General features: G+C 41.7%; 33 protein-coding genes and 1 riboswitch. Of the genes, 11 read left to right on the top strand and 22 right to left on the bottom strand.

The window, feature by feature from the left end:
- Positions 1–12: 12 nt before the first annotated feature.
- From MHB66_RS05725 to MHB66_RS05705, 5 genes are all read right to left on the bottom strand, one after another.
- Positions 13–270, bottom strand: a complete 258-nt coding sequence (locus MHB66_RS05725; RefSeq protein WP_008348417.1) for a stage VI sporulation protein F — start codon at positions 268–270, stop codon at positions 13–15.
- Between the two features lie 138 nt (positions 271–408).
- Positions 409–543: a YjcZ family sporulation protein gene (locus tag MHB66_RS05720; protein WP_034282023.1), complete on the bottom strand. Its 135-nt coding sequence runs from the start codon at positions 541–543 to the stop codon at positions 409–411.
- A gap of 84 nt (positions 544–627) precedes the next feature.
- The gene (locus tag MHB66_RS05715; protein WP_024426458.1) at positions 628–849 is read right to left on the bottom strand and encodes a hypothetical protein; all 222 of its coding nucleotides are present in this window, start codon (positions 847–849) and stop codon (positions 628–630) included.
- Between the two features lie 89 nt (positions 850–938).
- Positions 939–1,067, bottom strand: coding sequence for a hypothetical protein (locus MHB66_RS05710; protein WP_259279657.1), 129 nt, complete (start codon positions 1,065–1,067; stop codon positions 939–941).
- 71 nt (positions 1,068–1,138) lie between these two features.
- The gene (locus tag MHB66_RS05705) at positions 1,139–1,489 is read right to left on the bottom strand and encodes a DUF1360 domain-containing protein (RefSeq protein WP_034621823.1); all 351 of its coding nucleotides are present in this window, start codon (positions 1,487–1,489) and stop codon (positions 1,139–1,141) included.
- A gap of 168 nt (positions 1,490–1,657) precedes the next feature.
- On the opposite strand from MHB66_RS05705, the gene MHB66_RS05700 reads away from it, so the two are divergent.
- From MHB66_RS05700 to MHB66_RS05680, 5 genes are all read left to right on the top strand, one after another.
- Positions 1,658–2,053: a spore coat protein gene (locus MHB66_RS05700; RefSeq protein WP_231506869.1), complete on the top strand. Its 396-nt coding sequence runs from the start codon at positions 1,658–1,660 to the stop codon at positions 2,051–2,053.
- A 42-nt stretch (positions 2,054–2,095) separates the two neighbouring features.
- Entirely contained in the window at positions 2,096–2,431 is a 336-nt protein-coding gene (locus MHB66_RS05695; RefSeq protein WP_024425013.1) for a hypothetical protein, read from the top strand.
- Positions 2,432–2,519: 88 nt separating this feature from the next.
- Positions 2,520–3,023, top strand: a complete 504-nt coding sequence (locus tag MHB66_RS05690) for a spore coat protein (RefSeq protein WP_041117155.1) — start codon at positions 2,520–2,522, stop codon at positions 3,021–3,023.
- 146 nt (positions 3,024–3,169) lie between these two features.
- The gene (locus MHB66_RS05685) at positions 3,170–3,661 is read left to right on the top strand and encodes a CotY/CotZ family spore coat protein (RefSeq protein WP_003211658.1); all 492 of its coding nucleotides are present in this window, start codon (positions 3,170–3,172) and stop codon (positions 3,659–3,661) included.
- A gap of 203 nt (positions 3,662–3,864) precedes the next feature.
- On the top strand, positions 3,865–4,308 hold the full coding sequence (locus MHB66_RS05680) for a CotY/CotZ family spore coat protein (RefSeq protein ID WP_041110159.1): 444 nt from the start codon (positions 3,865–3,867) through the stop codon (positions 4,306–4,308).
- A gap of 35 nt (positions 4,309–4,343) precedes the next feature.
- On the opposite strand, the gene MHB66_RS05675 is transcribed toward MHB66_RS05680, so the two are convergent.
- The 10 genes from MHB66_RS05675 to MHB66_RS05630 all read right to left on the bottom strand — a co-directional run bounded on the left by MHB66_RS05675 (position 4,344) and on the right by MHB66_RS05630 (position 13,361).
- Entirely contained in the window at positions 4,344–5,030 is a 687-nt protein-coding gene (locus MHB66_RS05675) for a CotO family spore coat protein (RefSeq protein WP_046310586.1), read from the bottom strand.
- A 114-nt stretch (positions 5,031–5,144) separates the two neighbouring features.
- Positions 5,145–5,921, bottom strand: coding sequence for an enoyl-ACP reductase FabI (gene fabI, locus MHB66_RS05670; RefSeq protein WP_024425017.1), 777 nt, complete (start codon positions 5,919–5,921; stop codon positions 5,145–5,147).
- A 150-nt stretch (positions 5,922–6,071) separates the two neighbouring features.
- Positions 6,072–6,875 (bottom strand): bifunctional hydroxymethylpyrimidine kinase/phosphomethylpyrimidine kinase, encoded by an 804-nt coding sequence (thiD, locus tag MHB66_RS05665; protein WP_046310584.1) that lies wholly within the window; start codon positions 6,873–6,875, stop codon positions 6,072–6,074.
- Positions 6,876–6,891: 16 nt separating this feature from the next.
- Positions 6,892–7,905, bottom strand: coding sequence for a thiazole biosynthesis adenylyltransferase ThiF (locus MHB66_RS05660; protein WP_046310583.1), 1,014 nt, complete (start codon positions 7,903–7,905; stop codon positions 6,892–6,894).
- Positions 7,902–8,669: a thiazole synthase gene (locus tag MHB66_RS05655; protein ID WP_046310581.1), complete on the bottom strand. Its 768-nt coding sequence runs from the start codon at positions 8,667–8,669 to the stop codon at positions 7,902–7,904. Before MHB66_RS05655 ends, MHB66_RS05660 begins: the two co-directional genes overlap by 4 nt.
- A 4-nt stretch (positions 8,670–8,673) precedes the next feature.
- The gene (gene thiS, locus MHB66_RS05650; RefSeq protein ID WP_024426466.1) at positions 8,674–8,877 is read right to left on the bottom strand and encodes a sulfur carrier protein ThiS; all 204 of its coding nucleotides are present in this window, start codon (positions 8,875–8,877) and stop codon (positions 8,674–8,676) included.
- The gene (gene thiO / locus MHB66_RS05645; protein ID WP_041117143.1) at positions 8,874–9,986 is read right to left on the bottom strand and encodes a glycine oxidase ThiO; all 1,113 of its coding nucleotides are present in this window, start codon (positions 9,984–9,986) and stop codon (positions 8,874–8,876) included. Before thiO ends, thiS begins: the two co-directional genes overlap by 4 nt.
- Entirely contained in the window at positions 9,970–10,587 is a 618-nt protein-coding gene (gene tenI, locus MHB66_RS05640) for a thiazole tautomerase TenI (RefSeq protein ID WP_046310578.1), read from the bottom strand. The genes thiO and tenI overlap by 17 nt, the downstream gene beginning before the upstream one ends.
- Positions 10,562–11,272: a thiaminase II gene (tenA, locus tag MHB66_RS05635; RefSeq protein WP_046310576.1), complete on the bottom strand. Its 711-nt coding sequence runs from the start codon at positions 11,270–11,272 to the stop codon at positions 10,562–10,564. The genes tenI and tenA overlap by 26 nt, the downstream gene beginning before the upstream one ends.
- Positions 11,273–11,350: 78 nt before the next feature.
- A riboswitch (TPP riboswitch) is annotated at positions 11,351–11,460 on the bottom strand.
- 59 nt (positions 11,461–11,519) lie between these two features.
- The gene (locus tag MHB66_RS05630) at positions 11,520–13,361 is read right to left on the bottom strand and encodes a monovalent cation:proton antiporter family protein (protein WP_046310574.1); all 1,842 of its coding nucleotides are present in this window, start codon (positions 13,359–13,361) and stop codon (positions 11,520–11,522) included.
- A 162-nt stretch (positions 13,362–13,523) separates the two neighbouring features.
- Here MHB66_RS05630 and prpE point away from each other — a divergent pair, with 162 nt between their 5' ends.
- Positions 13,524–14,264: a bis(5'-nucleosyl)-tetraphosphatase PrpE gene (gene prpE / locus MHB66_RS05625; RefSeq protein WP_046310572.1), complete on the top strand. Its 741-nt coding sequence runs from the start codon at positions 13,524–13,526 to the stop codon at positions 14,262–14,264.
- 43 nt (positions 14,265–14,307) lie between these two features.
- Here prpE and MHB66_RS05620 read toward each other — a convergent pair whose 3' ends face one another.
- From MHB66_RS05620 to MHB66_RS05605, 4 genes are all read right to left on the bottom strand, one after another.
- Entirely contained in the window at positions 14,308–15,210 is a 903-nt protein-coding gene (locus MHB66_RS05620) for an RluA family pseudouridine synthase (protein WP_046310570.1), read from the bottom strand.
- Positions 15,211–15,218: 8 nt separating this feature from the next.
- Positions 15,219–16,019, bottom strand: coding sequence for an NAD kinase (locus tag MHB66_RS05615; protein WP_003211364.1), 801 nt, complete (start codon positions 16,017–16,019; stop codon positions 15,219–15,221).
- Positions 16,020–16,082: 63 nt separating this feature from the next.
- Entirely contained in the window at positions 16,083–16,712 is a 630-nt protein-coding gene (locus MHB66_RS05610) for a GTP pyrophosphokinase family protein (protein ID WP_024425028.1), read from the bottom strand.
- A gap of 33 nt (positions 16,713–16,745) precedes the next feature.
- Complete coding sequence (locus tag MHB66_RS05605; protein WP_034282045.1) at positions 16,746–17,111, bottom strand: hypothetical protein; 366 nt, start codon at positions 17,109–17,111, stop codon at positions 16,746–16,748.
- Between the two features lie 235 nt (positions 17,112–17,346).
- Between MHB66_RS05605 and MHB66_RS05600 the strand changes: the two genes are divergently transcribed.
- From MHB66_RS05600 to MHB66_RS05580, 5 genes are all read left to right on the top strand, one after another.
- Positions 17,347–17,925: a CYTH domain-containing protein gene (locus MHB66_RS05600; protein ID WP_034282049.1), complete on the top strand. Its 579-nt coding sequence runs from the start codon at positions 17,347–17,349 to the stop codon at positions 17,923–17,925.
- A 21-nt stretch (positions 17,926–17,946) separates the two neighbouring features.
- Complete coding sequence (locus tag MHB66_RS05595) at positions 17,947–18,714, top strand: lytic transglycosylase domain-containing protein (RefSeq protein WP_046310567.1); 768 nt, start codon at positions 17,947–17,949, stop codon at positions 18,712–18,714.
- 275 nt (positions 18,715–18,989) lie between these two features.
- Positions 18,990–19,388, top strand: coding sequence for a thiol management oxidoreductase (locus MHB66_RS05590; protein ID WP_046310565.1), 399 nt, complete (start codon positions 18,990–18,992; stop codon positions 19,386–19,388).
- Positions 19,385–20,296 (top strand): ClpXP adapter SpxH family protein, encoded by a 912-nt coding sequence (locus MHB66_RS05585; protein WP_046310562.1) that lies wholly within the window; start codon positions 19,385–19,387, stop codon positions 20,294–20,296. Before MHB66_RS05590 ends, MHB66_RS05585 begins: the two co-directional genes overlap by 4 nt.
- Positions 20,297–20,593: 297 nt before the next feature.
- On the top strand, positions 20,594–20,767 hold the full coding sequence (locus tag MHB66_RS05580) for a hypothetical protein (RefSeq protein WP_024425034.1): 174 nt from the start codon (positions 20,594–20,596) through the stop codon (positions 20,765–20,767).
- Between the two features lie 107 nt (positions 20,768–20,874).
- On the opposite strand, the gene pepF is transcribed toward MHB66_RS05580, so the two are convergent.
- From pepF to cls, 3 genes are all read right to left on the bottom strand, one after another.
- A complete protein-coding gene (gene pepF, locus MHB66_RS05575; protein WP_282707040.1) occupies positions 20,875–22,701 on the bottom strand; it encodes an oligoendopeptidase F in 1,827 nt (608 codons plus the stop codon).
- A 214-nt stretch (positions 22,702–22,915) separates the two neighbouring features.
- Positions 22,916–24,076 carry a competence protein CoiA family protein gene (locus tag MHB66_RS05570; protein WP_046310560.1) on the bottom strand — a complete coding sequence of 387 codons (1,161 nt, stop codon included), beginning with the start codon at positions 24,074–24,076 and terminating at the stop codon, positions 22,916–22,918.
- Positions 24,077–24,238: 162 nt separating this feature from the next.
- Positions 24,239–25,759: a cardiolipin synthase gene (cls, locus tag MHB66_RS05565; RefSeq protein WP_034282056.1), complete on the bottom strand. Its 1,521-nt coding sequence runs from the start codon at positions 25,757–25,759 to the stop codon at positions 24,239–24,241.
- Between the last annotated feature and the right edge of the window lie 26 nt (positions 25,760–25,785).

Below are 25,785 nucleotides of genomic sequence, written 5' to 3'. Positions count from 1 at the left end.
AGAGCCTGTTGTTTATTTTTTGTTGTTCATCATTTTAGCGATTGTATTGAAATCAAGCTTTTCTTTTCCACTTGTAATCGATTGAACGATTTTGTCTTCCATTTCTTTAGGTACACGTTTGTTCGCAAGCTGCGCTACTTTTTTAATGACACCTCGAACGGTATTCTCATCTTTAAAGTTGGCATTTTGCAAAGAACCTGCAAGTTTAAACACATCATTCATATTCACACCGGTTTTGTTTTCTACGCTTTTAAAGAATTTATTATCCATTCATTTGCCTCCTCTTTGTGGAGTAATCACTTTACTATATGAAAATAGGCGGGATATGTGCCTATCCTAAAGCCTTGTTTGACCAAAGAGAAAGGAAAGCAAAAGGCTTCCCCCTTGCTTCCCTCACCTTCTTACTGTTTAGTAGTTAAAGAAAGAAGCACCAACGATGATTAGAAGGATGAAAAGCACAACGACAAGAACAAATGTTGATCCATATCCGCCGCCGTAGCCACCGCCGTAGCCGCCGCAAGAACCGCCACCGTAACAACTCATATTTAAGCACCTCCTCTTCTCCCTTACAAAGTATGAAAAATGCAAGAAATGGTTTGGACGATCACATAAAAAAGTGCGGAATTTTTATTTCTGCTGTTTAAAGATGTAATCTGCCTCTCTATGACGCACCATGAATGCTTCTGTTTCTTTCGCAAAAGCCTCCATCTTCACGCCAAATGCTTTTAAGTGCTCCTCAAGATCATTCGCTTTATCCGTTAGATCCATTTCAGCCTTTTCGTGCGCTTGTTCTTTCCCATCATGGGGTTTAGTGAACAAGGAACCGATTAATTGTTCGAATGCATCCATTCTGGTCACCCCTTCTCTCTTACATATGCACCACTCAAAAAAAGGCAACAAAAAAACCGGATAAATCCGGCTTTTGTTTTTCTCTTCTATTATTGAGGTTTCTTTTTGTTTCCACAGCCGCAGCCATTTTTTTTGATTTTCTTCGTATATACAGATTGTTGATTTGACTGCGCTGGATAACCTTGAAGCATATGTGACGGCGTTTCAGTTGGTTTCATCGCAACCCTTCCTTTCCTATTCCATGATAGTATATGCATTTATTGAAAGCGTGTCTGATCAGAATGCCTGTTTATTTCACAAGCTTCGAGACGATCGCTTCAATGATGCCTGCTGCTGCGGCAATCGCTAATAATAAATTAAGCCACATGCTGATGACAGGAAAAAGTATGTATATCAGAAGTAAGGCAGCAGTGCACCATATGCCAGTACACCAATAACAGCTTAACAGTTCTCCAACCCAAGACCGCAGTCCTTCCCCTTTAATGATGATATATGTTTCGACCTCACCTTGTTCGTTTACCTCTTCCTGTTCTTCATGAAATAGACGGCGGAATGGCGCAGTAATGGTATCAAACACAATCAGTCTCGTCAGTCTAAAGGATGCGAGGGCAAACACGACAAATGACAAAGCACCGCTCAGGGAGCCTCCACCTCCTTCTTTCTTCTTTTTCCGTCCTTTCTTTATATATGCAAGAAAAAAGACCGTCATGATGAATCGAGCGGAAATAAAATTGGGTTGTACTTTTTCACACTTTCCGATTCCACCTTGCGTCCTTGTTGCATTAAATAATGTATAGATAAGAAAGGAGTGAAAGTATTGTCTATTGAAGAAAGTGCTGAAACATTATATACACAACTGTTAAACGAATTAATCAGCAATTATGATGATTTCATTGAGATCAAAGATTCCGAAAATGTCACAATTCATAAAACAGATGTAACTGCCGCACTCTCCCTTCAAGCGACCGTAACGACAATCATTACTCTTTTAATCCAAATTCTTGTACCAGACGATGAATTGGCTGCTGACATCACAGACCAGCTTTTATCCACACAACAAGTGGAAGTCCAAAAGAAAACTGTGATTCAAATCATCAACTGCTATAACATTACGATTACATTATCAGATGCATCCATTATGAACTCCGTCCAAATTCTCACTCAAACATTGAATGTGCTCTTAGTTGAAGCCGGCATTCTTTGACCCTTTCTTTTTCTAATGACGTATGAAAGAGGTGAAATCATCGTGGCTGAAGAGAACGAAAAAAAGGAGTTTCAAATCAATACTGATATTGATCCATTAACAAGTCTTCTTGTCAGTGATGTGTTAAACAAAAACAATATCACTGATGATCAGAAAGCAAAAATTTCAGACGATCAAAGAAGAATGATTTTGAAATTAGTCGAGGACTTACAAAAGAAAGCAAATGATTTCGTAGAACAGCAGCAGGAGAAAAAAAGGCAGGCTGAGGCAGCAAAACAGCCGGAAGAAGTAGTGCCTGAACCAAAAGTACGTCCAAATCGAAACTCACTTCGAAATCGTATTCAGCAGCGTCGTAATGCGCAGCGTAATAACGATTAAATAAAAATGGGTTGCCTGCTAGGGTAAATGCCCGAGACAAAACCACGCATTCCAGCATTTAATAAAGTAAACGGAAGGAGGAATAGAAATGGATTCTAAACCATATTCTTGGGTCGCTCTAGATCGTAACTGTTCACACCACGGACACCACAGATACCACGAACGCCACGACGATTGCAACTATGAAAGAAAAGCACTTTGTGACGACTATTATGATGATGAAGATGTCTTACAAGACTTGGATCAAGTAAGCTTCACAAAGCAGACATCTGAGGAAGTCATTATCGTCAGAGACTCTTGTGACATTAACGTATCTTCTGTCGATGCACAGGTTGCAGCATCTATCCAAGTAGCGATTCAAACAGCGATCATCACGATTACAAACATCTCAATCGCAGACGGTGATTTGGCAGACCGCGTCACGCAGGATCTCTTACAAGCTGCTACTCACAAACAAACAAACCGCCAAAAACTTGTCATCGAAAATTCAAGAAACGTTACAGTCTCTACAATCGATGCGGACATCTCTATCGCAATCCAAACACTTACACAAACTCTTGTTGCGACAATCGTTGCAATCGGCATCCTCTAATGTCCAAAAGCAGAGCGAAAAGCTCTGCTTTTCCTTTTATCAAAATACAACAAATATAAATGGTCATTTACCCACACCAACTAGAGGGCGCATACATATGTTGTTAAGGACTAAAGTCAAATACCTTGTTAAAGGAGCTGAAATCCATGAGCTGCGGAAAACACCATGGCCGACATGATGAAAACTGTGTATGCGATGCGGTTGATAAGATTTTAGCAGAGCAGGAAGCTGTAGAAGATAAATGTCCTACGAGCTGCTACAGTAATTTATTAAGCCCAACAGTTTCTGGAAAAGATACGATTCCGTTTTTACTTTTTGATAAAAAGGGCGGGTTGTTCTCTACTTTCGGAAACATTGGAGGATTCGTTGACGATTGCCAATGCTTCGAATCTATTTTCTTCCGGGTTGAAAAATTACACGACTGCTGTGCTACGTTATCTGTATTAAGACCTGTTGATGTACACGGACATACGCTAAGCGTGTGTCACCCTTGTGACCCTGACTTCTTTGGTCTAGAAAAAACGGACTTTTGTATTGAGGTTGATCTAAACTGCTTCTGCGCAATCCAATGCTTAAACCCAGAGCTTGTCGACAGAGTCATGCCATCAAAAGATAAAAAGCATCATCACCACGGCTAAATCAACAGGCCGCTCATCTAACTTGTCATGAATCAAAGCATCCCCTTCCTCACGAATGACAGCCAATCATGCGGAGCAGTCAGCATAAGAAGCGGCTGCTTCCGCATTGGTTAAAAGTAGATGCACGAGCCGGCAAAGATAGCTTGAAGATGATGACAGTGCTCAAACACTCAAACAAATTTCCTAGTATAGGAGGGTTGAATATGAGCCGCAATCATTCATGGAGCTGTGTAACAGAGGCTGTTGAAAACATTAGCGACTTGCAAAATGCTGTCAAAGAAGATTGCCCGACCAGCTGTTACAGCAATCTCCTTTCTCCATCACATTCATTAGGTGACACTGTCCCGTTTGTTCTCTTTACATCCAAATCAAAACCATTCGTCGCATTCGGAAACGTCGGAGAAGTAGATGCAGGCCCTTGCTTCAGTACTGCATTTTTCAGAGTCGAACATATCTGTGATCACTGTGCAACACTCAGCTTGCTTATCGCATTTGACAAAGACCGTCATATTTTAGATTTTACAGATAAAGATTCCCTATGTGATGTGTTCCGATTAGAAAAATCGAAGTATTGTGTTGAAGTAGACCTTAACTGCTTCTGCGCAATCGAGTGCCTAAACCCAAGACTCATCAATCGTAACTGCTAACAAAAAAAGTCCCTAAATGGGACTTTTTTTATTAATTAAAAACCTAGCGGGTGGATGGAAGAAATCTCAGCAATCGCTAATTCGACTGGATTTCCCCCGCCTGCTGTACGAATGATCACAGTATCATCTTTTCGATCCATGATGATCCCTCGATATGTTTTACCATCAGCTTCAATCAGACAAAGAGCCCTTGGCATATTATGAGGCAGTCTTGTGAGAAAATCGACTTTTTCATCAATACTCATCTGACTTAAAGGCTTTTTCACTCGTTTTCTTCTTGGTTCTTCTTTTGTTTCATGAAAGACACCTTCTGGCTGGTTTCCCTCTTCTTCTTGAGGCTCTCGCTTTTGTATGAGCTCTGGTTCTTGTGTGATCTCTTGTTCCTGCGCAGGCTCGGCTTCTTGTGTATCCTCTTGTTCCTGTGCAGGCCCTGCTTCTTGTGGGATCTCTTGTTCTTCTGTAAACTCAGCTTCTTGTGTTATATCTCGTTCATGTTGAAGTTTAGGCGGCTCGGCTTCTTTTTTATGCTCTATTTCTTGAGCTGCAGGTTCCTCCTGCTTGCTTTCTTCGATCACGTCTTTTGCAGTGGTCTCACTTTCTGGCTGTTTTTCTGATTTCTTTCGCTTTCTCACAATATTTTGCATGGCCGGCTTTGATTCTTGATAGCTCGGCTGAACAATATACATCAGTGGCTTTTGATTCTCATCACCTTTATTTGACATACTAATCCCTCCCGAATGATTCATTCCTTATATATATGAACGGAGGCCTCAAATCAGAAGAAAAATAAAAAAACAGCATACCCTTCATCGGTATGCTGCAAGTCTTGTATTCGTTTAGCGGGCAATGATATGGAAGCCAGAATCAACATGCAGATTCTCACCTGTCATGCCGCGAGATAGATCACTGAATAAGAATAGAGCTGTATCGCCAACTTCTTCAGGAGTTGTTGTACGGCGGAGCGGTGCACGCTCTTCAATATCCTTCAGAATGGTATTAAAGCCGCTGATGCCCTTTGCAGATAACGTACGAATTGGACCAGCAGAAATACTGTTCACGCGGATGCCTTCTGCGCCTAAATCAGCTGCTAAATATTTCACACTTGCTTCAAGTGATGCTTTCGCTACACCCATTACGTTGTAGTTTGATACAACACGCTCTCCGCCTAGGTATGTAAGCGTCACAATGCTTCCACCCTCTGTCATTAATGGACGTGCTGCTTTTGCTACAGCAGTTAATGAGTATGCACTGATGTTGTGCGCCAAAAGGAAACCTTCACGGTTCGTGTTCAAGTATTCGCCAACAAGCTCTTCCTTGTTTGCAAATGCAATGGCATGCGCAACGCCATGAATGACTTGTACTTTTTCTTTAATTGCAGCGAAACATTTTTCGATTTCTTCGTCACTTGTCACGTCACATGGAAGAATAATTGAATCATCACGCTCAAGTGTGCTTGCCAGCTCTTTTACCGATTCAGCAAGACGATCTCCAACATAAGTAAAAATCAAACGAGCTCCAGCTTCATGAAGTGAGCGGGCAATTCCCCAAGCGATGCTTCGTTTATTGGCAACACCCATCACCACGATATTACGGCCTTCTAAAGAAAAGTTCATATGTAATAAAGCCTCCTATTTTTTCAAGACATAGTATTAGTACCTGATCATAATATTATCACAGATCATAAGAGAATGACAATTTCCGCTGAAAGAAAGTTTCATTTTCGCGAAAAAACCGTCCTCACAAGTGAAGACGGTTCGATTCCGTTATCGTTTGATTCTGTTTTGCTGATAAGCAAAATGGTTCGTAGGCCCATGTCCAGATCCAATACGTAAAGGGAATTTAATGGCTTCATGGACAAAGGTTTCTGCTGTTTCAAAGGCTTCCTTCATCGAATATCCTTTCGCAATTTCAGCTGTTAATGCTGCTGCAAACGTGCAGCCTGTACCATGTGTATGCGGTGTATCAATATGTTCATTTGTGACTTCAATAAAGCCTTTTCCATCATACAGCAGGTCTGAAATCATCCCATCAGATGGACCATGGCCGCCTTTGATCACGACATGTTTCGTGCCAAGCTCATAAAGACGCTCCGCTGCCACATAGCGGTCCTCTTTCGTCTGAATACGTATGCCTGTTAGTACTTCTGCCTCAGGAAGATTCGGTGTTACAGCATAGCTGACAGGCAGCAAGTGTGTTTTCATCGCAGAGACCGCATCTTCATTTAATAAAGAGGCTCCTCCTTTTGCGATCATGACTGGATCTACAATCAGCTTCATTTCATATTGAACCGTTTTTTCAGCTACGATTTTGATCATGTCTGCACTCCACAGCATCCCTGTTTTGACGGCATCTGGCAGTAAGTCTTCTGCCACTGCATCTATTTGACGCTCTAACGCCTCAATTGAAAGCGGGTATATCCCGTGAACACCTAGTGTGTTTTGCGCAGTAATCGCTGTGATCGCAGACATTCCGTACACACCGAGCTCCTGAAAGGTTTTCAAATCTGCCTGAATGCCTGCTCCGCCGCCAGAATCAGAACCCGCGATTGTGAATGCTTTTTTGATCATTTCTTCACACCTCTCATTAGCCAATCCATTGATGATAAATAGTTCTTGCTTTGGCAATATCATTCGTACCATGAACAAGTGCTCTGCCATCTTTAAATAAGACAAGTTTAAATTCATCCTTTTGACACGAAAGCAAATATGGATTCTCAAGCACATCCATTCCTGCTTTCTTTAACCGAAGAGCAACTTCATGTAAAGGCGGCGGTGTTTCTGCTGCACTGCGGATTTGTACCGTATTGCGGCCGCATAGTACATCTGCCTTCGCTCTCTTGTCATATGAAAGAAATGGATACGTCTTCAGTCCACAGCTTGGACATTGCTTCTTCTTTAAAGACGCGGCCGATCGAATATCAGACCGTTCATTTTTCCATAAATCGAAGGATTTTAAAATTGGCGTCACTTGATGTCCCGTTAAATATTTAAGTGCATCTGCCACTTGATATGCGGCCACCTGCTGCACAACTGGACTGATGATACCTGCTGTATCACATGTCATGCCTTGTGCGGGTAAATGTTCAAGCAGACAGTGTAAACACGGCGTCTCACCAGGAATCACAGTGAATTGAATGCCGTAACTTGCTACACAGGCCCCATAAAGGAAAGGAATTTGATGTTTGACAGCGGCATCATTTGCGATCATTCTCACCTCAAAATTATCCGCTGCATCGACAATGATTGAAGCCCCGCTGACAAGTTCGTCAATATTGTGAGCAGTCACATCGATTACGATTCCTTTGATGTGCACATCACTGTTTACTTGCTTGAGTCTTTTTTCAGCCGCCACAGCTTTTGGCAGCCGATCCTTCACGTCTTGCTCCGTGTAGAGCTGCTGGCGCTGAAGGTTGCTCCATTCAATATAATCTCGGTCCAAAATGGTAACAGATCCAACGCCGGCACGAACGAGCATTTCAGCACTTGCGGTTCCAAGTGCCCCCGCTCCAACAATAACTGCCTTTGAGTCATTTAGCCGCTTTTGCCCCTCTGTTCCAATTGGCTGAAAAAGCTCTTGGCGTGAATAACGAGTGCTCAAAATGACGGCATTCCTTCCTGTGGACTGCTCGCTGTCCCATAGTTTTTTAGGGGAATACGTCCTGCCTCATAGCCTAGTCTTCCTGATTCAATCGCGAGTTTCATTGCTTTTGCCATTTTCACAGGATCCTTTGCACCAGAGACAGCGGTATTTAGTAATACAGCGTCAGCTCCAAGCTCCATCGCATAAGCTGCATCCTTCGGAGAACCTACGCCAGCATCAACAATGACCGGCACCTTCGCCTGCTCGATTATAAATGAGAGGTTCAGAGGGTTTAACAGACCTTGGCCTGAACCAATCGGTGAAGCACCAGGCATGATGGCATGGACACCGAGTTCTTCTAATTTTCTTGCCAGCACCACATCATCAGATGTATATGGCAGCACGATAAATCCTTCTTCGAGCAGCATTTCAGATGCTTTTAATGTTTCAACTGGATCTGGCAGAAGAGACCTTGAACAGCCAATGACTTCTACCTTGATCATGTCACAAAGCCCAGAAGCCTTTGCTAAACGGGCAATACGCACTGCCTCTTCTGCTGTACTTGCACCAGCTGTATTGGGAAGCAGCGTATATCTTGATAAATCAAGCTGCTCCAAAAAATTAGGCTGAGATGCTTCGAATATGTTCATTCTTCTGACAGCAAAGGTTAAAATTTCGGCTTCCGATACGTTCACCGCTTCTTTTTGAACCTCAAATGATGGGTACTTTCCTGTTCCTAGTAATAGTCTTGATGTGAATGTTTTTCCGCCAATGTGCAGCATTGGATCATCCTCCTCCTACGAAATGAACGATTTCAATCGTGTCATTTGGTTGAATTTCTACTTGTTGAAACGCTTCTTTATCAATGATTTCATGGTTCTTTTCAACGATCACCACACGGTTTTCAAGCTGATAGGCTGATAGCAGATCATAGATCGTTCCATTCTCTTGATCGAAATCAACGATTCTGCCATTCAATTGAATCTTCATACGAATAGTGCCTCCTTTCGTCCAATACGAAACGCATGAAGCCATTCCTCTTTGACCGGTTCGTCTAATATCAGGTCACGAATGATTTCTCCAGTAATCGGCGCTAGTAAAATACCGTTCCTGTAATGCCCTGCAGCAAAAAGAATACGCTTGTCTTCTGGATGTCTTCCGATATAAGGATGCCGATCGTTTGTCGCCGGACGAAGGCCTGCCCAGCACTCTTCAATCGGCATCTCCTTAATAGAAGGCATAAGCTGAGACGCCTTTTGAATCACAGCTTCCATGCCGCCAAGCGTTGGAACAGCCTGCCACTCGTTTGGCTTCATTGTTGCGCCGATAACAAGCTTTCCGCTATCTCGCTGAACGATATAACAATGATCATGATAAATGGTGTGTGCGAGCGCCGGACCATTATTCCATACAGACACACATTCCCCTTTTACTGGATAAAGAGAATGAGATAATCCGAGTTCTTCAAAAAAACGGCCAGACCATACACCACTTGCGACTGTCAGGTCATCACATGTGAATGTGCCCTTCGTTGTTCTGACAGTTAACGCTTCTTTGTCCCGCTTCACTTCGATCACAGGTGTACACTCTTTCACATCTGCCCCGTACCGGACAGCCGCCTGCCATAAAGCCCTGCATACAGCGTAAGGTTCCACATGCACATCCTCTTCAATCAAACCTGCTCCCAGCATGTGATCTGTAACTTGAGGCATGCATTTTTTTACGCTGCTTGCGTCAAGCCATTTAAATGTAGACAAATGCTGCATCCGGCAAAGGGCTTGTTTCTCTTCTTCTGTAAAGGCGACCTTCATGATACCGCCCGCTGAAGTTCGAATATCAATGCCTGATTCATGAAGAAGATCGACTTTTAATTTTTCGTACAATGCCTGGCTTGCTCTGCCTGCCTGAAAGAAAACATCCTCATGACCCTCTCCTTCAGCATGTGCACCGAGCATCCCGGCAGCCGCACTTGTCGTTTGCTTCCCTATCTCATTCGCTTCAAATAAGACCACCTGTTTTCCTGCTTTTGCAAGGTGATAGGCGATGGAGACCCCTATGATTCCACCACCAATGATTGCAACGTCATAATGCTTTTTCATAAGGATTCTCCTTTACCTTTTCAGAAAATGCTTGTGCCATCATACGCGGCTGATGATGAGCAAAAATCCCAGACATGACAGCAATTCCTTTCACATTTGCTTGTTTCAATTCTGGAACTCGTTCTGGGGTCACCCCGCCGATGGCCACCACTGGAATCGTTAGTGCAGAAGTCAGTTTCTTCACAAGCTGTACACCTCTTGCCTGAAGTCCTGGTTTACAAGAGGTGGCATATACGTGCCCAAACATGACATACTCTGCTCCATTTTTCTCTGCTGCTTTCGCTTCTTCTATCGAATGGACAGATACTCCCGCATGAAGGTGAGGAAATTTTTTTCGCAGTTCTTTTGGCGAAAAGCTGTGGCCCGGTAGATGCACCCTGTGAATATTGGTAAGCAGCGCAACGTCTACTCGGTCATTGATGACGAGCTTTTCTTTCGGCACACCTTCTAAAAGGAGATTCTTCACGAGATCAACAAGCTCACTTGCTGTTTTAGACCTTTCCCGAATATGAATAAAATCCACTTCAGACGCTATGGCTTTTATTTGTTTGATCAGTTCATCCGCAGGAAACGAATCATTTGTCACTGCGTGGAGTTCCATTTGCACCAACCCCATCTAAGCATGCTGTTTGCCACATTTCTTTTTGATACGCCATCTCCCAGAAGTGATATTCGTAATAGCTTGAAATCACAAAATTTTCTTTCATATTGGCCCGTACATGGTCTGGTGCTTTTTCTGCTAGTTCATCAAAGCGGTTCACTTGTTCGAAGACGAGTTCCTTAAACCAATCGCCTCCGTATGTCAAAATCCATTCTTGGTAAATTGGATGGTCAGGTGTTGTTTGTTTCAGCTTTTCACCTACCTCATAATAGAGCCAGTAACATGGTAATAACGCGGCTAAAATCTCTTCAAACCGACCGCTTTTTACAGATCGGTACATATGAGAGGTATACGCATAAGCAGTGGGAGAAGGCTTAAAGTTCTCAATGGCTTCATCAGAAATCTGCAGAAGCTCTGTAAATTTCCTATGCAGCGACAGCTCTGCTTCATACGTGCCCTGGGCATGATACGCCATTCTGCCCGTCGTATGTAAGTCCTCACTAATCGCCGCTCCATATGCCTGCACCTTTGCAAAATGAGTTAAATAATACGAATCCTGCATCACGTAATAGGTGAAACGATCGAGTGAAAGTGTGCCATCTCCAATCCCTTTGACAAAAGGATGTGTAAAGCTTCCATTCCACCATGCTGCTGCAGCCTCTTTACATTCTGTTGAAAACGTCATGTTCCTCTCCTCCTGTTTTTCCATATAAAAAAGCCACTTTCCGCGTGGAAAGTGGCTTGGAATTTGTAAAAAGCATAGTCAAAAACCGCACCACTTCCCTACGCAGGTATGAACCTGTTCAGGTAATGAGGGTCTAAAAGTGAACACTTTTATCTCAGCCCTTTTAAAGGACTCCCCTAGTGGATCAAATATATGATGTTGTACCTCTATCTTAATCAGGAATTGTTCATTGGTCAAGGGTTCATTGTCATTCTAATTGGGCTCTTAGTCCTGCCACATATTCCCGGGAGCCCGATACAAGCACACGGTCGCCGCTTCTGAGTGTCGTATCTCCATGCGGTACTAAGCTGTCTATCCCTCTGAAAATACGGACAAATACCAAATCACCGGTGAAAGGAAATTCTCTCAGCATGACATTATGATAACGATGATTGTTCATTTGAATTTGATACAAAGAAGAATCCTCATTTGTTAGCAATCGAATCGCATCAGGTGCTTCAATCAAAGCTCTTAGCACCGTTTTAGATGACAAGAAAGTAGAAAACGTATCAATTCCCGCTTCCTTCAATGTCAGCTCCGCCTCTGCTTTGTTGACACTTGCAATGACTTGTTTCGCTCCTTCTTCTTTTGCAAATAAAGCAATTTCCTTATTTTTCGTCTCACTGCCTGTTGCGACGACTAGGACATCCTCTTGGCCGACGCCTGCCTTTCTCAGCGTCTCATCGTCGTATTGTTCAATTGATTCGACTTCAAAGATAGAGTCTGCCAGCAGTGCTTCTTTATTTTCTTGAAAAACATGCAAAATCCGAATGTCATATTCATCCTGATGTAAGTCAAGTGTGACAGGTAAGGTCAGCTGATTTGCTCCAATAAAGGTCACACGCTTCTTATGGATTGCCGCTTGTTCTTTTTTAAACAGCGCTTTAAACCAAACAGGTGTTAAAATACTCGTTAGCACAGCAACTAAAATCAGCGCCCCTGACATTTTATGATCAATGACACCGAGCCGCTCACCAATCGTCGCAGCTGCAATGACGAGAGATAGCGTTGAAGTTAATAAAAAGCCGGAGCCAATGACCTTTTTCATGTCATACCATTTTTTCAAATAAAGAATCGGGATGAGCTTACTTATAAGCAGCGCAATAAACAGCAGCGGAATCATGATCATGATGTTTGGGTCCTTAAACAGTGCCCATATATTCAGATCTACTCCGACCATCACAAAAAAGATCGGGATTAAAAATCCATAGCCAAATGAGTCCAGCTGCTGAACGAGCTCTTTATTTGGCGAAAGAAGGGACACAAGCACGCCAGCTAAAAACGCCCCAAGAATATTTTCAGCCCCGAGTGATTCAGATAAGGCAACTAAGACTATAATGAGAGTAAAGATTGCCCTTGTCCCAATTTGCACGGTCCCTTTAGACATCGACTGAAAAATTGACTTTGTCTTAAATACGCGGCCAAATAAATAAAGAAGAATGCCTGCAGCAAATAATAAGAGCAGGAGCCACATGTTCCCTGTTCCATCTCCATAAATGGAGGAAAACACAGCAAGTAAAATCATCGTGACCAAATCAGCAATGACAGCTACAAGCAGAATGATTTGACCGATATTTGTCTGCATCAACTTTTCCTCTTTTAAAGTTGGAACCACTACGCCTAATGAGATGGTAGAGATAATGAGCGTCATTAAAAAGGCATTTTGGATAAACCCTGCGAGTACAAACGCATAGGACAGAATAAAAGAAATACAAAATACCCCAAGAAAAATAATGGTGGCAGCTTTAAATGTATTTGGTTCTTTTAAACCATTTGGAAGTTCTCGTGCTTTCTTCTTTGACTCAAAAGAAGAAAAATCTATTTCAAGACCACTTAAAAACATCAGAAAAATAAAACCGAGCATGGATAATGTATCTAACCACGCATCATGTTCGACAACCAGTTGAAGACCGCTTTTCCCAATGATGAGCCCCATGATGATTTCAGCTACAACGACCGGAATGGTCAGCTTAAATCGGTGCAATAAAATAGGGGTAAAAAAGGCGACAATGATAACGACAACGAGTGATGAAACAGATGTATGCTCCATTGGCTAAAGCCTCCTAACATTCATGTTTAATTTTTTAAGTCTTACGTTAAAGCATTGATTCTAACAATTGCCCAAATGAAATGAAAGCCATTCGTTATATTTTCTAAAATTCAAACTTCTTTATATCCGACGAATGGATGAAAAAAATCAGGAGGAAACCTTATGAAATTCGATATTATTGGCGATATCCACGGCTGCTACGAAGAGCTGCTTACCCTCATACACAAACTAGGATACGAACTCAAACATGGATTACCCGTCCATCCTGATAAGAGAACGCTGGCCCTTGTTGGTGATCTAACAGATCGTGGACCTCAGTCAGTAGACGTCATGCGATTTGTCATTCATGCCTATTCACACGGCGCAATCCGCTATGTACCTGGCAACCATTGCTTTAAGCTTTATCGTTACTTAAAAGGAAATCCCGTCAAATTGCTTCATGGCATCGAAACCACAGTGAACGAAATAAAAAAACTGCCAATTCATGAACAAAACAAATTGTCCCATGAATTTAAGCAGTTATTCGAGAAGGCTCCGCTTTATGATGTACTCATTCCTGATGAGCTGATCATTGCACACGCAGCGATGAAGGAAAAGGATATTGGAAAAAAGCCGAATAAACAGATGCGGTCCTATCTATTATTTGGTGCCGTCACAGGAGAAACATGGCCAGATGGACGGCCTGTTCGGAAGGACTGGGCAAAGGAGTATCACGGAAAACCGTGGATTGTGTACGGCCATACACCAGTGAAAGAACCTCGATTCGTTGGCAGAACCGTCAATATTGATACAGGCTGCGTATTTGGCAACCAGCTGTCTGCCCTCACATACCCTGAGCTTAAAACAGTCTCTGTTCCTTCATCTATGCCTTATGACGATTCAAGGTTTCAGCATTTCACATGATAAAAAACCCGGACCTGCGCTGCAGGTGACCGGGTTTCTCTATTTAAAGAAGCAAGGATTTCATGTCATCAGGAAGCGGGGCTGAAAATGTCATTTGCTCACCTGTCATCGGATGAGGAAACACAAGCGTCTCACTATGCAGTGCCTGCCGGTCTATCCGCTCGGTCGTTCCGCCATACAGCGTATCTCCGATGAGCGGATGCCCAAGAAATTGCATATGAACACGAATTTGATGTGTTCTCCCGGTTTCAAGCGAGAGAGACACATCCGACATGTTCAACTCAGCGATTATCGCTCGCACGGAATAATGCGTCACTGCGTCCTGCCCAGTATCATCAACCATCCGCTCGATGATACTATCCCCTTTTCGGGCAATTTTTGCAGCGATCGTTCCATGTTTTTCTGTGATCATGCCATGTGTAAACGCTCTGTATGTTCGCTTAACCGCTCCACTTTTTTGCGCCTTTGATAAAAGGCTATGGGCAAAGCGATGCTTCGCCACAAGCATGACGCCAGATGTGTCACGATCAAGACGGTTCACCAAATGAACCGTATGCCGAACAGACTGCTTGGCATAATGATGCAGCAATCCATTCGCAATACTGTGCTCAGGGTGCTCCCGAGAAGGGATTGAAGGAATATACGGCCTTTTATTCAGCACAAGAACATGCTCGTCCTCAAATATAATATCAAGCGGAATCGGTGCAGGCTTTAGTCCTTCACTCACTTTTTCCTCGGGAAATAAAATGGTGAGCCTGTCCCCTTCATGCAGTTCGCACTTCACGGTAACATGCTCTCCATTAATGAGGAGGTCACCGCCAGCAAACTTAATATCTGTCAGCATTCTTTTCGAAATGCCAAGATCAATTAAATATTCCTTTAAAAGCAGCCCTTCTTCTTTGGCTGTTATGGTTTTGTTTAACGTAAAGTATTCCAGCGGGAACAACCTCTTTCTTATTCTCCTTTTCCGATAAAGGAATCTTGCACCCTTTTCCAAAACGGAAACGGTCTAAATCTGGCAAAACGGACATTCTCGTCTGCCACCCGGCATTGAATGGATTTGACGTCTTTATGAAGCAGTGTTAAATGATCAATGGTCACCTGAAAATCGACATCATTCCTCGGCTTAATCACACAAGTATGGTGGTCAGGCAAAATAAGCGGTGAACCGACCGTCCGAAACACTCGGTTGTTGATTGAAGCCATTTCTGCCAGCTGAATGGCTCTAATGGAAGGGTGAATAATGGCGCCACCCAGTGCCTTATTATAGGCCGTACTGCCAGATGGTGTAGACAGACAAAGACCGTCACCTCTAAATGTTTCAAACAGCTGACCTCTGATTTCAACATCTGCCACAAGTGTCCCTTCCATGCTTTTAATTGTACATTCATTCATTGCTAAATATTTCTCTTCTCTGCCGCCGTCGTTGTATCTGACAATGACTTCTAAGATCGGATATTCCACAATATGATAAGGCGTTTTCGCAATGGCTAAGACGAGTTTTTCAATTTCACTCGGCACCCAGTCAGCATAAAAGCCAAGATGACCTGTATGAACACCGACAAAAGCCGTTTCATTTAGACGATCGCTATAACGGTGAAACGCATAAAGAAGGGTGCCGTCTCCACCAACCGTAATGACAAGATCCGGTTCCTCTTCATTTAGTTCCATACCAAAATCCAATAAGTAAGTCTGAATTTTACTTTTGAGCGTGTCAGATACAGAATTCCCTTTTGAAGAAACTGCAAATTTCATGAATTCTTCTCCTTTTTCACCTTGCTGCTATGAGAGGGCAGCATCATATTTGATCAAACTGGCTCAGCTGTCGTTTTTCTTTTTCCGGGAAAATGCCACTTGTGCTTCTTGAATTTCCCCTCTAATTTCGGACATTTCTTCATCGAGACGAGAAGCTGCCTCAGATGCTCTTTGAAGGCGCAGCTTGACCTTCTCCGGGATGTTCCCGCTATATTTATAATTCAGAGAATGCTCAATGGTCGCCCAAAAGTTCATCGCAAGCGTACGAATTTGGATTTCGACGAGGAGCTGTTTCTCTCCGCTTACGGTTTGCAGCGGATATAACACAACAAGGTGGTAAGAGCGGTATCCGCTTTCTTTATGTTCTGCAATATAGTCGCGTTTATCTACAACCACAAAATCTTTACGTGACTGGAGCATTTTTTTCACGACTTGTATATCTTCTACAAACTGGCACATAATGCGAAGCCCAGCAATATCCTGCATCGTTTCAATCTCATGCATCGGGATGTTTTTACGCTTTGCCTTTTCTAATATGCTGGCAACGGGTTTCACTCGGCCTGTGACAAATTCTACTGGTGAATGGTCATCCTCGAATTCATACAGCTTTCGAATGCCTTTTAGTTTCACTTTTAGTTCTTCGACTGCTTGTTTATACGGTGCGAGGAATTGATCCCATTGTTTTTTGTCCATGAAACTTCCCCCAATTCCATATACCTAATTATTTCAGAGGAATGTGCTTTTCACTTTCTCTTCCATATCTCCGTAATTGGCATTGTCTTTAATATTGTCGATTAAATAATGTAATTCCTGTTGAAGCTGAATGAGTTCCAGTGAATGTTCATCTGATGCCAAATAGACAGGGATGTCACGATTCATTGCTTCTTTTAATGGAGCCCATGTATGTTCCCCTAAAATAAGATACGAAAAGGACTCCTCGGTTTCAAGTATGTAAACGAACGCAAAGTGATCAGAATCAACAAGCATTTGTCCTGATGCTTTTGCTTTTTGGATTTGCTCTTCTGACTGGATTGTCAAAATCAGCCTGTCTTCTTTTAAAGTTGCTTCTGTGATTTCAATTCTGTTTTGCATCATGATCTCCTTTACAACAAAGTACAGCTTTATTTTATCATATCAAGTTCAATATTGATAAACCGAACTTTTTGAGAAAATCCTGTTTTTCTCTTTTAAATGATCCTTTCCCAAGATTCTTCATTCATTTTGGTCCATACCTAAAGAAAATAGAGAGAAAAAAACAGTCTTTTACATGTTGAACACACTTCATGTACAATAATCATATTTCCTCTAATGAAAGGTTGATGTCAAAATGGCACAGGAAATTGAAATCGAACTAAAGCAATTATTAATGAAAGAAGAATTTGAACAGCTGAAACAGCATTTTCAATTGAAGGATGCGGATTTCCATACGCAAACCAACTATTATTTTGATACACCTCAATTTGATATAAAATCTCAATTGGCTGCATTAAGAATGAGAGAAAAAAACGGTCAATGGGTGCTCACATTAAAGGAACCACATGAAATAGGCTTGCTCGAAACCCACCAAACGATTGCTCCCCCTTCTCAACTTGACGATTTTAAGCTGCCAGAAGGTGAAGTTGCAGACAGATTAGACCACCTGAACATTCAAAAGGATCAAATTGTGTACTTTGGTTCACTTGAAACGTCAAGAGCAGAAAAAATGATCCAAGAAGGCTTAATTGTTTTGGATCACAGCCGATATTTAACAGTAGAGGACTATGAACTTGAATTTGAAGTGAGCGACCTGGAAATCGGACAAGCCGCTTTCTCCGCATTGCTCCGCAAATTTCATATTCCAGTACGAAACACAAAAAACAAAGTCGTTCGTTTTTATGAAGAAAAAATGAAAACACAGAATAGATGAATTCCTTGAAGGAGGAACATGATGAACGTTAATCAACTTCAATCCTTTATGCAGCTTCAAGCGCTTAAAACGTTACAGACAGATCCAGCACAAACGCAAATGTCTGGGGGTCAAGAATCGAATGCCCAAGCTTCATTTCAGTCGCTGCTGCAAGATTTTTTAGGCGGATCGGAATTATCACGTCTCCCGCTTTCCATCTCAGCTTTTTTGGGCACGGATCCATCAACGGCTCCAAACACGCAATATGCGCGTACAAACCCATATTTATCTGCCACTTCCGGCAGTGATCAGCTTGAGGCCCAATCTTTATATGCAAATGACAATCAATTAAATACAGCGAATGGCATTGGAAATGTCTTAAACAACAGCTACACACCGCCGCTTCAAAAGGCAGTCTCAAGCGGCTCATCATCAAAAGAGATTAATCAAATCGTGTCACAAATGGCTCAAAAGCATGGCGTTCCTGAAAAACTGATTCACGCGGTCATCAAGCAGGAATCCGGCTATCGCTCGAATGCTGTCAGTCATGCAGGTGCGCTTGGACTCATGCAGCTCATGCCATCTACTGCTAAATCACTTGGCGTCAACAATGCCTTTGATGCATCCCAAAACATTGAAGGCGGAACGAAGTATTTAAAACAAATGCTCAATAAATATAACGGAAATATCTCACTTGCCTTAGCTGCCTATAATGCAGGTTCAGGAAATGTAGATAAATACGGAGGCATTCCTCCATTTAAAGAAACACAAAATTATGTAAAGAAAATCACAGCTCAATATTTCGCTTAAACCGAAGAGAATAACCTCTTCGGTTTTTTGTATGTCGCTTTTCCCCCTTTTTTGACTGAATGTGTTATGATATGGTCAATTGATCACGGAATCCGTTTCTCTCTTTATTTCGAGCAGACCAAAGCGGTTTGTTTGTGGAATCGAGTTGAGGTTGTTAAAATAAGTACAAGAATAGAAACAATAAAATAGAACAAACTGAATATCACTTTTGAAATAAATGAAATTCGCAATAGGGTGAGACATCCTATTAACTACGAGTAAAAGGAGTAGTCAACATGGTACAATCGTTTAACGCACCTTACGAAGCGGTTGGAGAGGAACTTCTATCGCAACTTGTTGATACTTTTTATGAAAATGTAAAGTGTCATCCTTTGCTTCATCCTATTTTCCCGGATGACTTAAAAGAAACAGCAAGAAAACAAAAGCAGTTCTTAACGCAATATTTAGGCGGACCACCGCTTTATACAGAGGAGCATGGCCACCCAATGCTGCGGGCGAGACATCTCCCTTTTCCGATTACTGAGGAACGGGCTGACGCATGGCTTGGATGCATGGAGGATGCAATGGATCAAGTAGGACTAACCGGCGATATTCGTGACTTTTTATTTGAGCGGCTTTCTCTGACGGCTCGCCATATGGTCAACCAAACACCTGAAAAGGATGGACGATCTTGAGCTGCAATACGCACGATCAATATTTCTCACACTGTCACGGACATCCTCAAAAGCCGATTGAAATCTATGTATTCATTGATCCTCTAAGCCCAGACTGCTGGTTATTAGAGCCATCCATTAAAAAATTAAAAATGAAATATGGCCGTTTTTTCACTTTACGAACGGTAACAAGCTCTAGTATTAATGCATTGAATCGGAAAAGAAAGAAGCATTTACTGACTGAAGCATGGGGGAAATTTGCCACTAAAACACAGACCAAAAAAGAACAAATGCTGTCTGAACAAATTGTGACGTCACCCTACCTCGCCTCACTCGCACTAAAAGCAGCGGAGCTTCAAGGTAGAAAATGCGGAATGAAATTTTTGCGTCTCATTCAAGAATCACTTTTTTGCCATCAGCAGGATGTCACAAGTGAGCAGGTGCTGCTAGAAAATGCAAAAAATGCTGGTCTGGACATCGAAGAATTCCAGCGTGACATTCATTCTCAAAGTGCTGTTAAAGCCCTACAATGTGATATGAAAATTGCAGCTGAAATGGACGTTTCTGAGCTTCCAACCTTCGCCTTTTTTAATACCGTAAATGGAGATGAAGGATTAAAAATTTCAGGTGCCTACTCTTATGATATATACGAGGAAATCCTTTTTGAAATGATTGGCGAAAAACCAACACCTTCAGAACGACCTCCAATTGAATGGTTTATTGCTTACTTTCAATTTGCTTCTGCAAAAGAGATAGCCGTTGTCTATGACTTGACGCTTGAAGAAGTTGAACGAGAAATGAAGAAGCTGGCTTTCGCTCAAAAGGTAGAACGTGTACAAGTGCAGCAAGAAATGTTTTGGCGCTATAAAGAGAATGATCACCATACAGATCTTGATGTCTATCGCTGTGAGAATGAACATGGGTGCTGACCCATGTTTTTTCTTTACCTCCATCAGGAACGTTCGTTCTATTTATAAGTACGAAGAAACCGCGCCGGGATAAGCGCGGTTTCACTATGTCTTAACGACAACAAAGGGGATGGGAGAAATTTTTCACGGTCAAACAAAGGGGTAATGTTTGTATGTGATTAATTTCACATCTGTAGTATATCAAATTTTGTCGACTTATGACAACAGATATACTATATGTTCATATTTTTGTCACAAAACATAAGAGGGTTGTCACTTTCATATAGTAAAAGTAACAAAAAAATGGGGGGGATCTGCATGCGCAGCACAACTATTGGACTTGTTGCCATTGGCTTATGTTTCTTTTTAAATATATTAGGCTTAATGAAGATGCTTCCTCTTTATTTGACGTCTCCACTCTTATTTGCTTCGATTCTTTTTACGCTTTATCGAATGAATCACCGTAAGACCTTTAGAGGTTTTAAAGGTTGATGATTGACAAGGAACGGCCTCGACATCTGAAGAGGTCTTTTTTTATGAGAAAAAAACTCCTGTCAAAAGATGAGATAGCACTCACACGTCTGACAGAAGTCTTTTCATTACTCACCTGTTTTGGAGATGAGCTCTTCCATTTCTTTTAGTTTTTCTTCGAACAATTGACATGCTGCTTCGATTGGTTCTTTAGAAGCCATATCAACCCCTGCTTTTTTCAGCACATTGATTGGATAATCAGAGCTTCCTGCTTTAAGGAAATCGGTGTAGCGCTCTACCGCTGGTTTTCCTTCTTGTAAGATTTGCTTGCTTAATGCCTGCGCCGCACTATAGCCTGTCGCGTATTGATACACATAATAGTTGTAATAAAAATGAGGGATTCTCGTCCACTCTAATCCAATTTCCTTATCAACCACCATGCCGTCACCAAAGTACTTCTTGTTCAGGTCGTAATAAAGGTTTGTCATAAATTCTGGCGTTAAAGCCTCTCCTTCTTGTGCTTTCACATGAATAAGATGCTCAAACTCAGCAAACATCGTTTGTCTGAATACTGTTCCTCTAAATCCTTCTAACAAGTGGTTTAACACATACAAACGCTGCTTTTTATCGTCTAAATGATTGAGCAGGTATTCGCCTAGTAACGCTTCATTTGTAGTGGAAGCCACTTCAGCTACAAAGATACTATAGTTTCCATACGGATATGGCTGGTGCTTTCTTGTATAGTAGCTGTGTACAGAATGCCCAAATTCGTGAGCGAGTGTAAACAAATTATCAATATTATTTTGCCAGTTCATGAGGATATATGGATTTGTACCATAGCTCCCAGATGAATAAGCACCGCTTCGTTTCCCTTTATTCTCATAAACGTCTACCCAGCGATTGTCGAGTCCTTCTTTTAACACGGACACATATTCTTCTCCTAATGGCGCTAACCCTTTCAGCATATAATCCTTTGCTTCATCATAGGTGAGCTTCATGCCAGCATCTTTCACAAGTGGTGTATACAAGTCGTAATTGTGCACTTCATCAAGCTTTAATACCTTTTTACGTAATTCAATATAGCGGTGTAATAACGGTAAATATTGATGAACTGTATCAATTAGATTGTCATATACTTCTTCCGGGATGCTGTTTCGTGATAATGCTGCTTCTCTTGCGGATTTGTAATTTCGCACTTTTGCATAAAAATTATCCTTTTTAATCGAACCGCTCAGTGTAGAAGCAAGTGTATTCTTATACTGATCATACGTTTTATACACAGCTTTAAAGGCATTCTTTCTCACTTCACGATCATCACTATTTAAAAATGTGATGAAGTTGCCGTGGGTAATTTTCTTTTCCTCTCCATTCTCATCCTTTACAGAAGGAAACGAAATATCGGCGTTGTTAAACATACTAAAGGTAGTAGATGAAGATGAAAGTGGTTCAGATGCCTCAGCTAATAAAGCTTCTTGCTCCTCACTTAAAATATGTGGACGCTCTTTATTAATTTCTTCGAGAGCATGTGAATACAGTTTTAATTCTTCTTTTTCTAGTATGAATTGCTGCAATTTATCTTCTTGGATCGATAAAATCTCTGGAACAATATAAGCAGATGTACTAGACAGCTGTGTAAATAGATTCGATGCCTTATCATTTAACGCCTGAAATGATGAGTTCGTTGTATCTTCATCATATTTCATGTGCGCATATGTATAAAGCTTGCCAAGCTTTTCAGAAAGTTGATCCTGAAAGGTGAGGGCTTCATACAGAACATCAGCAGAATGGGCCAGCTTGCCTTTAAACTGGGCCAGCTTCGGAATTTCTTTTTTGACCGCTTCGAATTCCTTGTTCCATGCATCGACGCTTTCAAAAATATCTTCAAGACGCCATTTGTTTTCTTCTTTTACTTCGCTTCTGTCTGGTAAATGATTGTTTTTGTTTTGTGAAGTCATATGAATCCCCCTTGCATGAGTTGTGTTGAACCAACCTTTCGGAAAGTGAAAGAAATTGGTGTTGTATTTATCTTCTTTGTTTTGAACTATATTTGTCAAATCATATGCAGAAATAAATACCAAACAGACTAAAAAAATGAGGAAAAAGCGTTTCTTTTGATTCAATAGCAACACCACCTTTTTCTTATCATGATCAAAGTGGTCATGAAACATGCTAATGAAATAAGAAAGCATCTCGTTTTAACACTTCATCTAGTGTTCGTATAGGCATTTGATTCGACGATACTTCATAATTACCCTCTTTCGTCATATGTAAAAACCCTTGTCTTACAAGCGCATTTACATATGCAGTGACCACCTCTTTTATTTCTTCTCTTGAAACATCGCCATATCGGAGTTTCACTTCTTTCATTTGCACACAGCGATTGATTTCCATCATCAGCTGTTGAATCGTCACTCTTCCGCTTCCTTTTTTCCGCATCATCCAATCATAGAGACACCCTTGCCAAACATACACGGGACTTGTAAAGATATACGCTTCTTGCACCGGAATAAATAATTCAGTTGGCAAAAAAGGGAATGCCGTATGATGATGCTCATAAAAAATATTTCTCAAACGTTTGCTTTCATTTGATAAACTGCGAGGAGGACGCTGCCTAAATTGCTGTATACATTTAATCCATTGTTGGTTTACTTGACGCTTGCTGGAAGGCAGAGATAGAAGTGCCGGAATATCACGGTATGCTGAAGGTGGTCTGACAGTCATGGCCGCACATATTTTCGTTGGTTGAAACACGAGGAATTGATCAAGATGGATGAACCTTTTCTGGATCGGGCAGAAAAAAATCAAGCGCCTTTCCTCTGATTCCCTTAAAATTCCCCAATGAATGGAGGAGAAAGAAAAAAGCTGGGCAGATTTTCGGTTTAAACGATTTGCCCCTATCATCCATATGGGAAAGAGCCCTGCCTCGCGGAGACCTGCTGTTCTTCTGCGAAGCTCTTGCCGGGAAATATTTGCACATTGAAATTCAATTGCATAGTTTTCATTTCCTATAGAGACGGTCACATCAGGACGCTGATGAATATTTGACATATACTTTTCCAGCGCCGGTTTATGTCCAAGCCCCTTCAGCCAATTCATAATGGCTTCCTTTCCCGCCTGATGATAAGCCGTTTCGCCTGAAGCTAGCGGACATGCTGTCAGCTGTTTATGCGCAAAATGATAGACACGATGCTCCCCTAGCTTTAATTGCACCTCCTCCCTGCACTCAGGACAATAAAATTTGCACGTCGTTCTTACATGCTCCAGACGGCTTTTCGATAGATGATGTGTCATTCGGATAAGCTTACCGTTATCCATAATTGCTGCATTCATTCAGTTCGCCCCTCGCTCTTTGATGAGCGTATTATAGCTTGTTCGTCTTTAAGGAAGCGAATAGACAAAATGAATTTTTATCGTGTCAAAAGATGATTTTACTGATCATTTCCTTAGTAAAATCAAAAATCCCCCTTATAGAAAAGGGGGAAAATACAATCTTTATAAAAGTGGTGATAATAATCTTGCTGTTGATTCAAACAGTCTGACCCCCAAGGGTCTCTTTGCAAACTCTTCTGGAACAATTTCATGTGACTGCTCTAAATCACCTAAGAAATCATTGACGAGCTTCTCGGTGCTTTTTGTTTTATAGAGGAAGGCATTCACTTCAAAGTTCAAATGAAAGCTTCTCATATCCATGTTTGCCGTTCCTATCGAAGCCAGCTCGCTATCCACAATAATAAATTTACTATGCATAAAGCCTTGATCATACTCGTATACCTTTGCTCCTGCGTCAAGAAGCTCCGGGAAGTATGAACGAGATGCATGGAAAACGATCCGTTTATCTGGATTCTTTGGAGCAATAATCCGTACATCTACTCCGCTCAATGCGGCAATTTTCAATGCGGACAAAATATCATCATCCGGCACAAAATACGGTGAAGCGATCCAGATGGACTTTTTGGCGGAGATGATCATGGAGAAAAAAAGATTTTTAATGACCTCCCACTGCTTGTCAGGCCCGCCAGCAATCATTTGTACGCCTTCTGTTGTACTCTCAAGGTGGCTGAAATCTTTGAAATAGTCCACACCAGAGCATCTTTCATTCGTCATATAGTACCAATCCTGCATGAAAATCTGCTGGAGGTCACGAACAGCTTCGCCCTTAATCATCAAATGAGTATCACGCCAGAATCCATATTGTCTGCTTCTGCCCATGTATTCGTCTCCAATGTTAAGCCCGCCGACAAAACCCACTTCCCCATCAATTACGACAATTTTTCTATGATTTCGGAAGTTGATCTTATTATTTAAAAGGGGGAGCCTTACTGGTAAAAACGGAACGATCTGAACGCCAGCCTTTTCTAGGTCAGCAATATATTGACGGGAGAGCTTTAAGCTTCCTACATCGTCATATAAAAAGCGGACAATCACGCCATTTTTCGCTTTTTCAATGAGAATGTCCTTTAATTCTTGGCCAAGGTCGTCGTGGCGGAGAATGTAATATTCTAAATGAATGTGATGAGTTGCTTTTTTAATCTCTTCAAAAATATGAGAGAATGTTTCTTCACCATTGGTTAAGACTTTAGAGGACGTGCGATATGTAATAGGAGTATGTCCGAGTCTGTGGGCCAGCTTAAATAAGAGCTGCTGATGATCACCCATATGCGTCATTTTTTCAATCGCTTCTCTATGGATACGTTCATCTTCCTGAATTAACTTCTCGTCCAATACCGCCTTCTTTTCAAACAGCCGGCGCTTTTTGATATTGCGTCCAAAGAAAATGTAGAACAAAAAGCCGAATAACGGAAAGCTGCCAAGCAGGACAAGCCATGTAATCGTTTGAGACGGATTCCGGTTCTCCAAGAAAATAACAAATCCGATGAAAATAATCGATAAAGTAAATAGAACACTCACAGAACTTAATACACTTACCGCTAAATCACCGACAATCAATTGGATGATTAAATAAGCACCTACCGTAATGATTAGAAAAAATAGAACTTTGACTACATTTCTCATTTCATTTTTCTCCTTGCCGATCTCTT

This window comes from Bacillus sp. FSL L8-0167 (genome assembly GCF_038630295.1).
Taxonomy (GTDB): domain Bacteria; phylum Bacillota; class Bacilli; order Bacillales; family Bacillaceae; genus Bacillus; species Bacillus safensis.
Note: the sequence above shows the minus strand (reverse complement) of the source record. Positions and strands in the feature narration are given on the sequence as shown.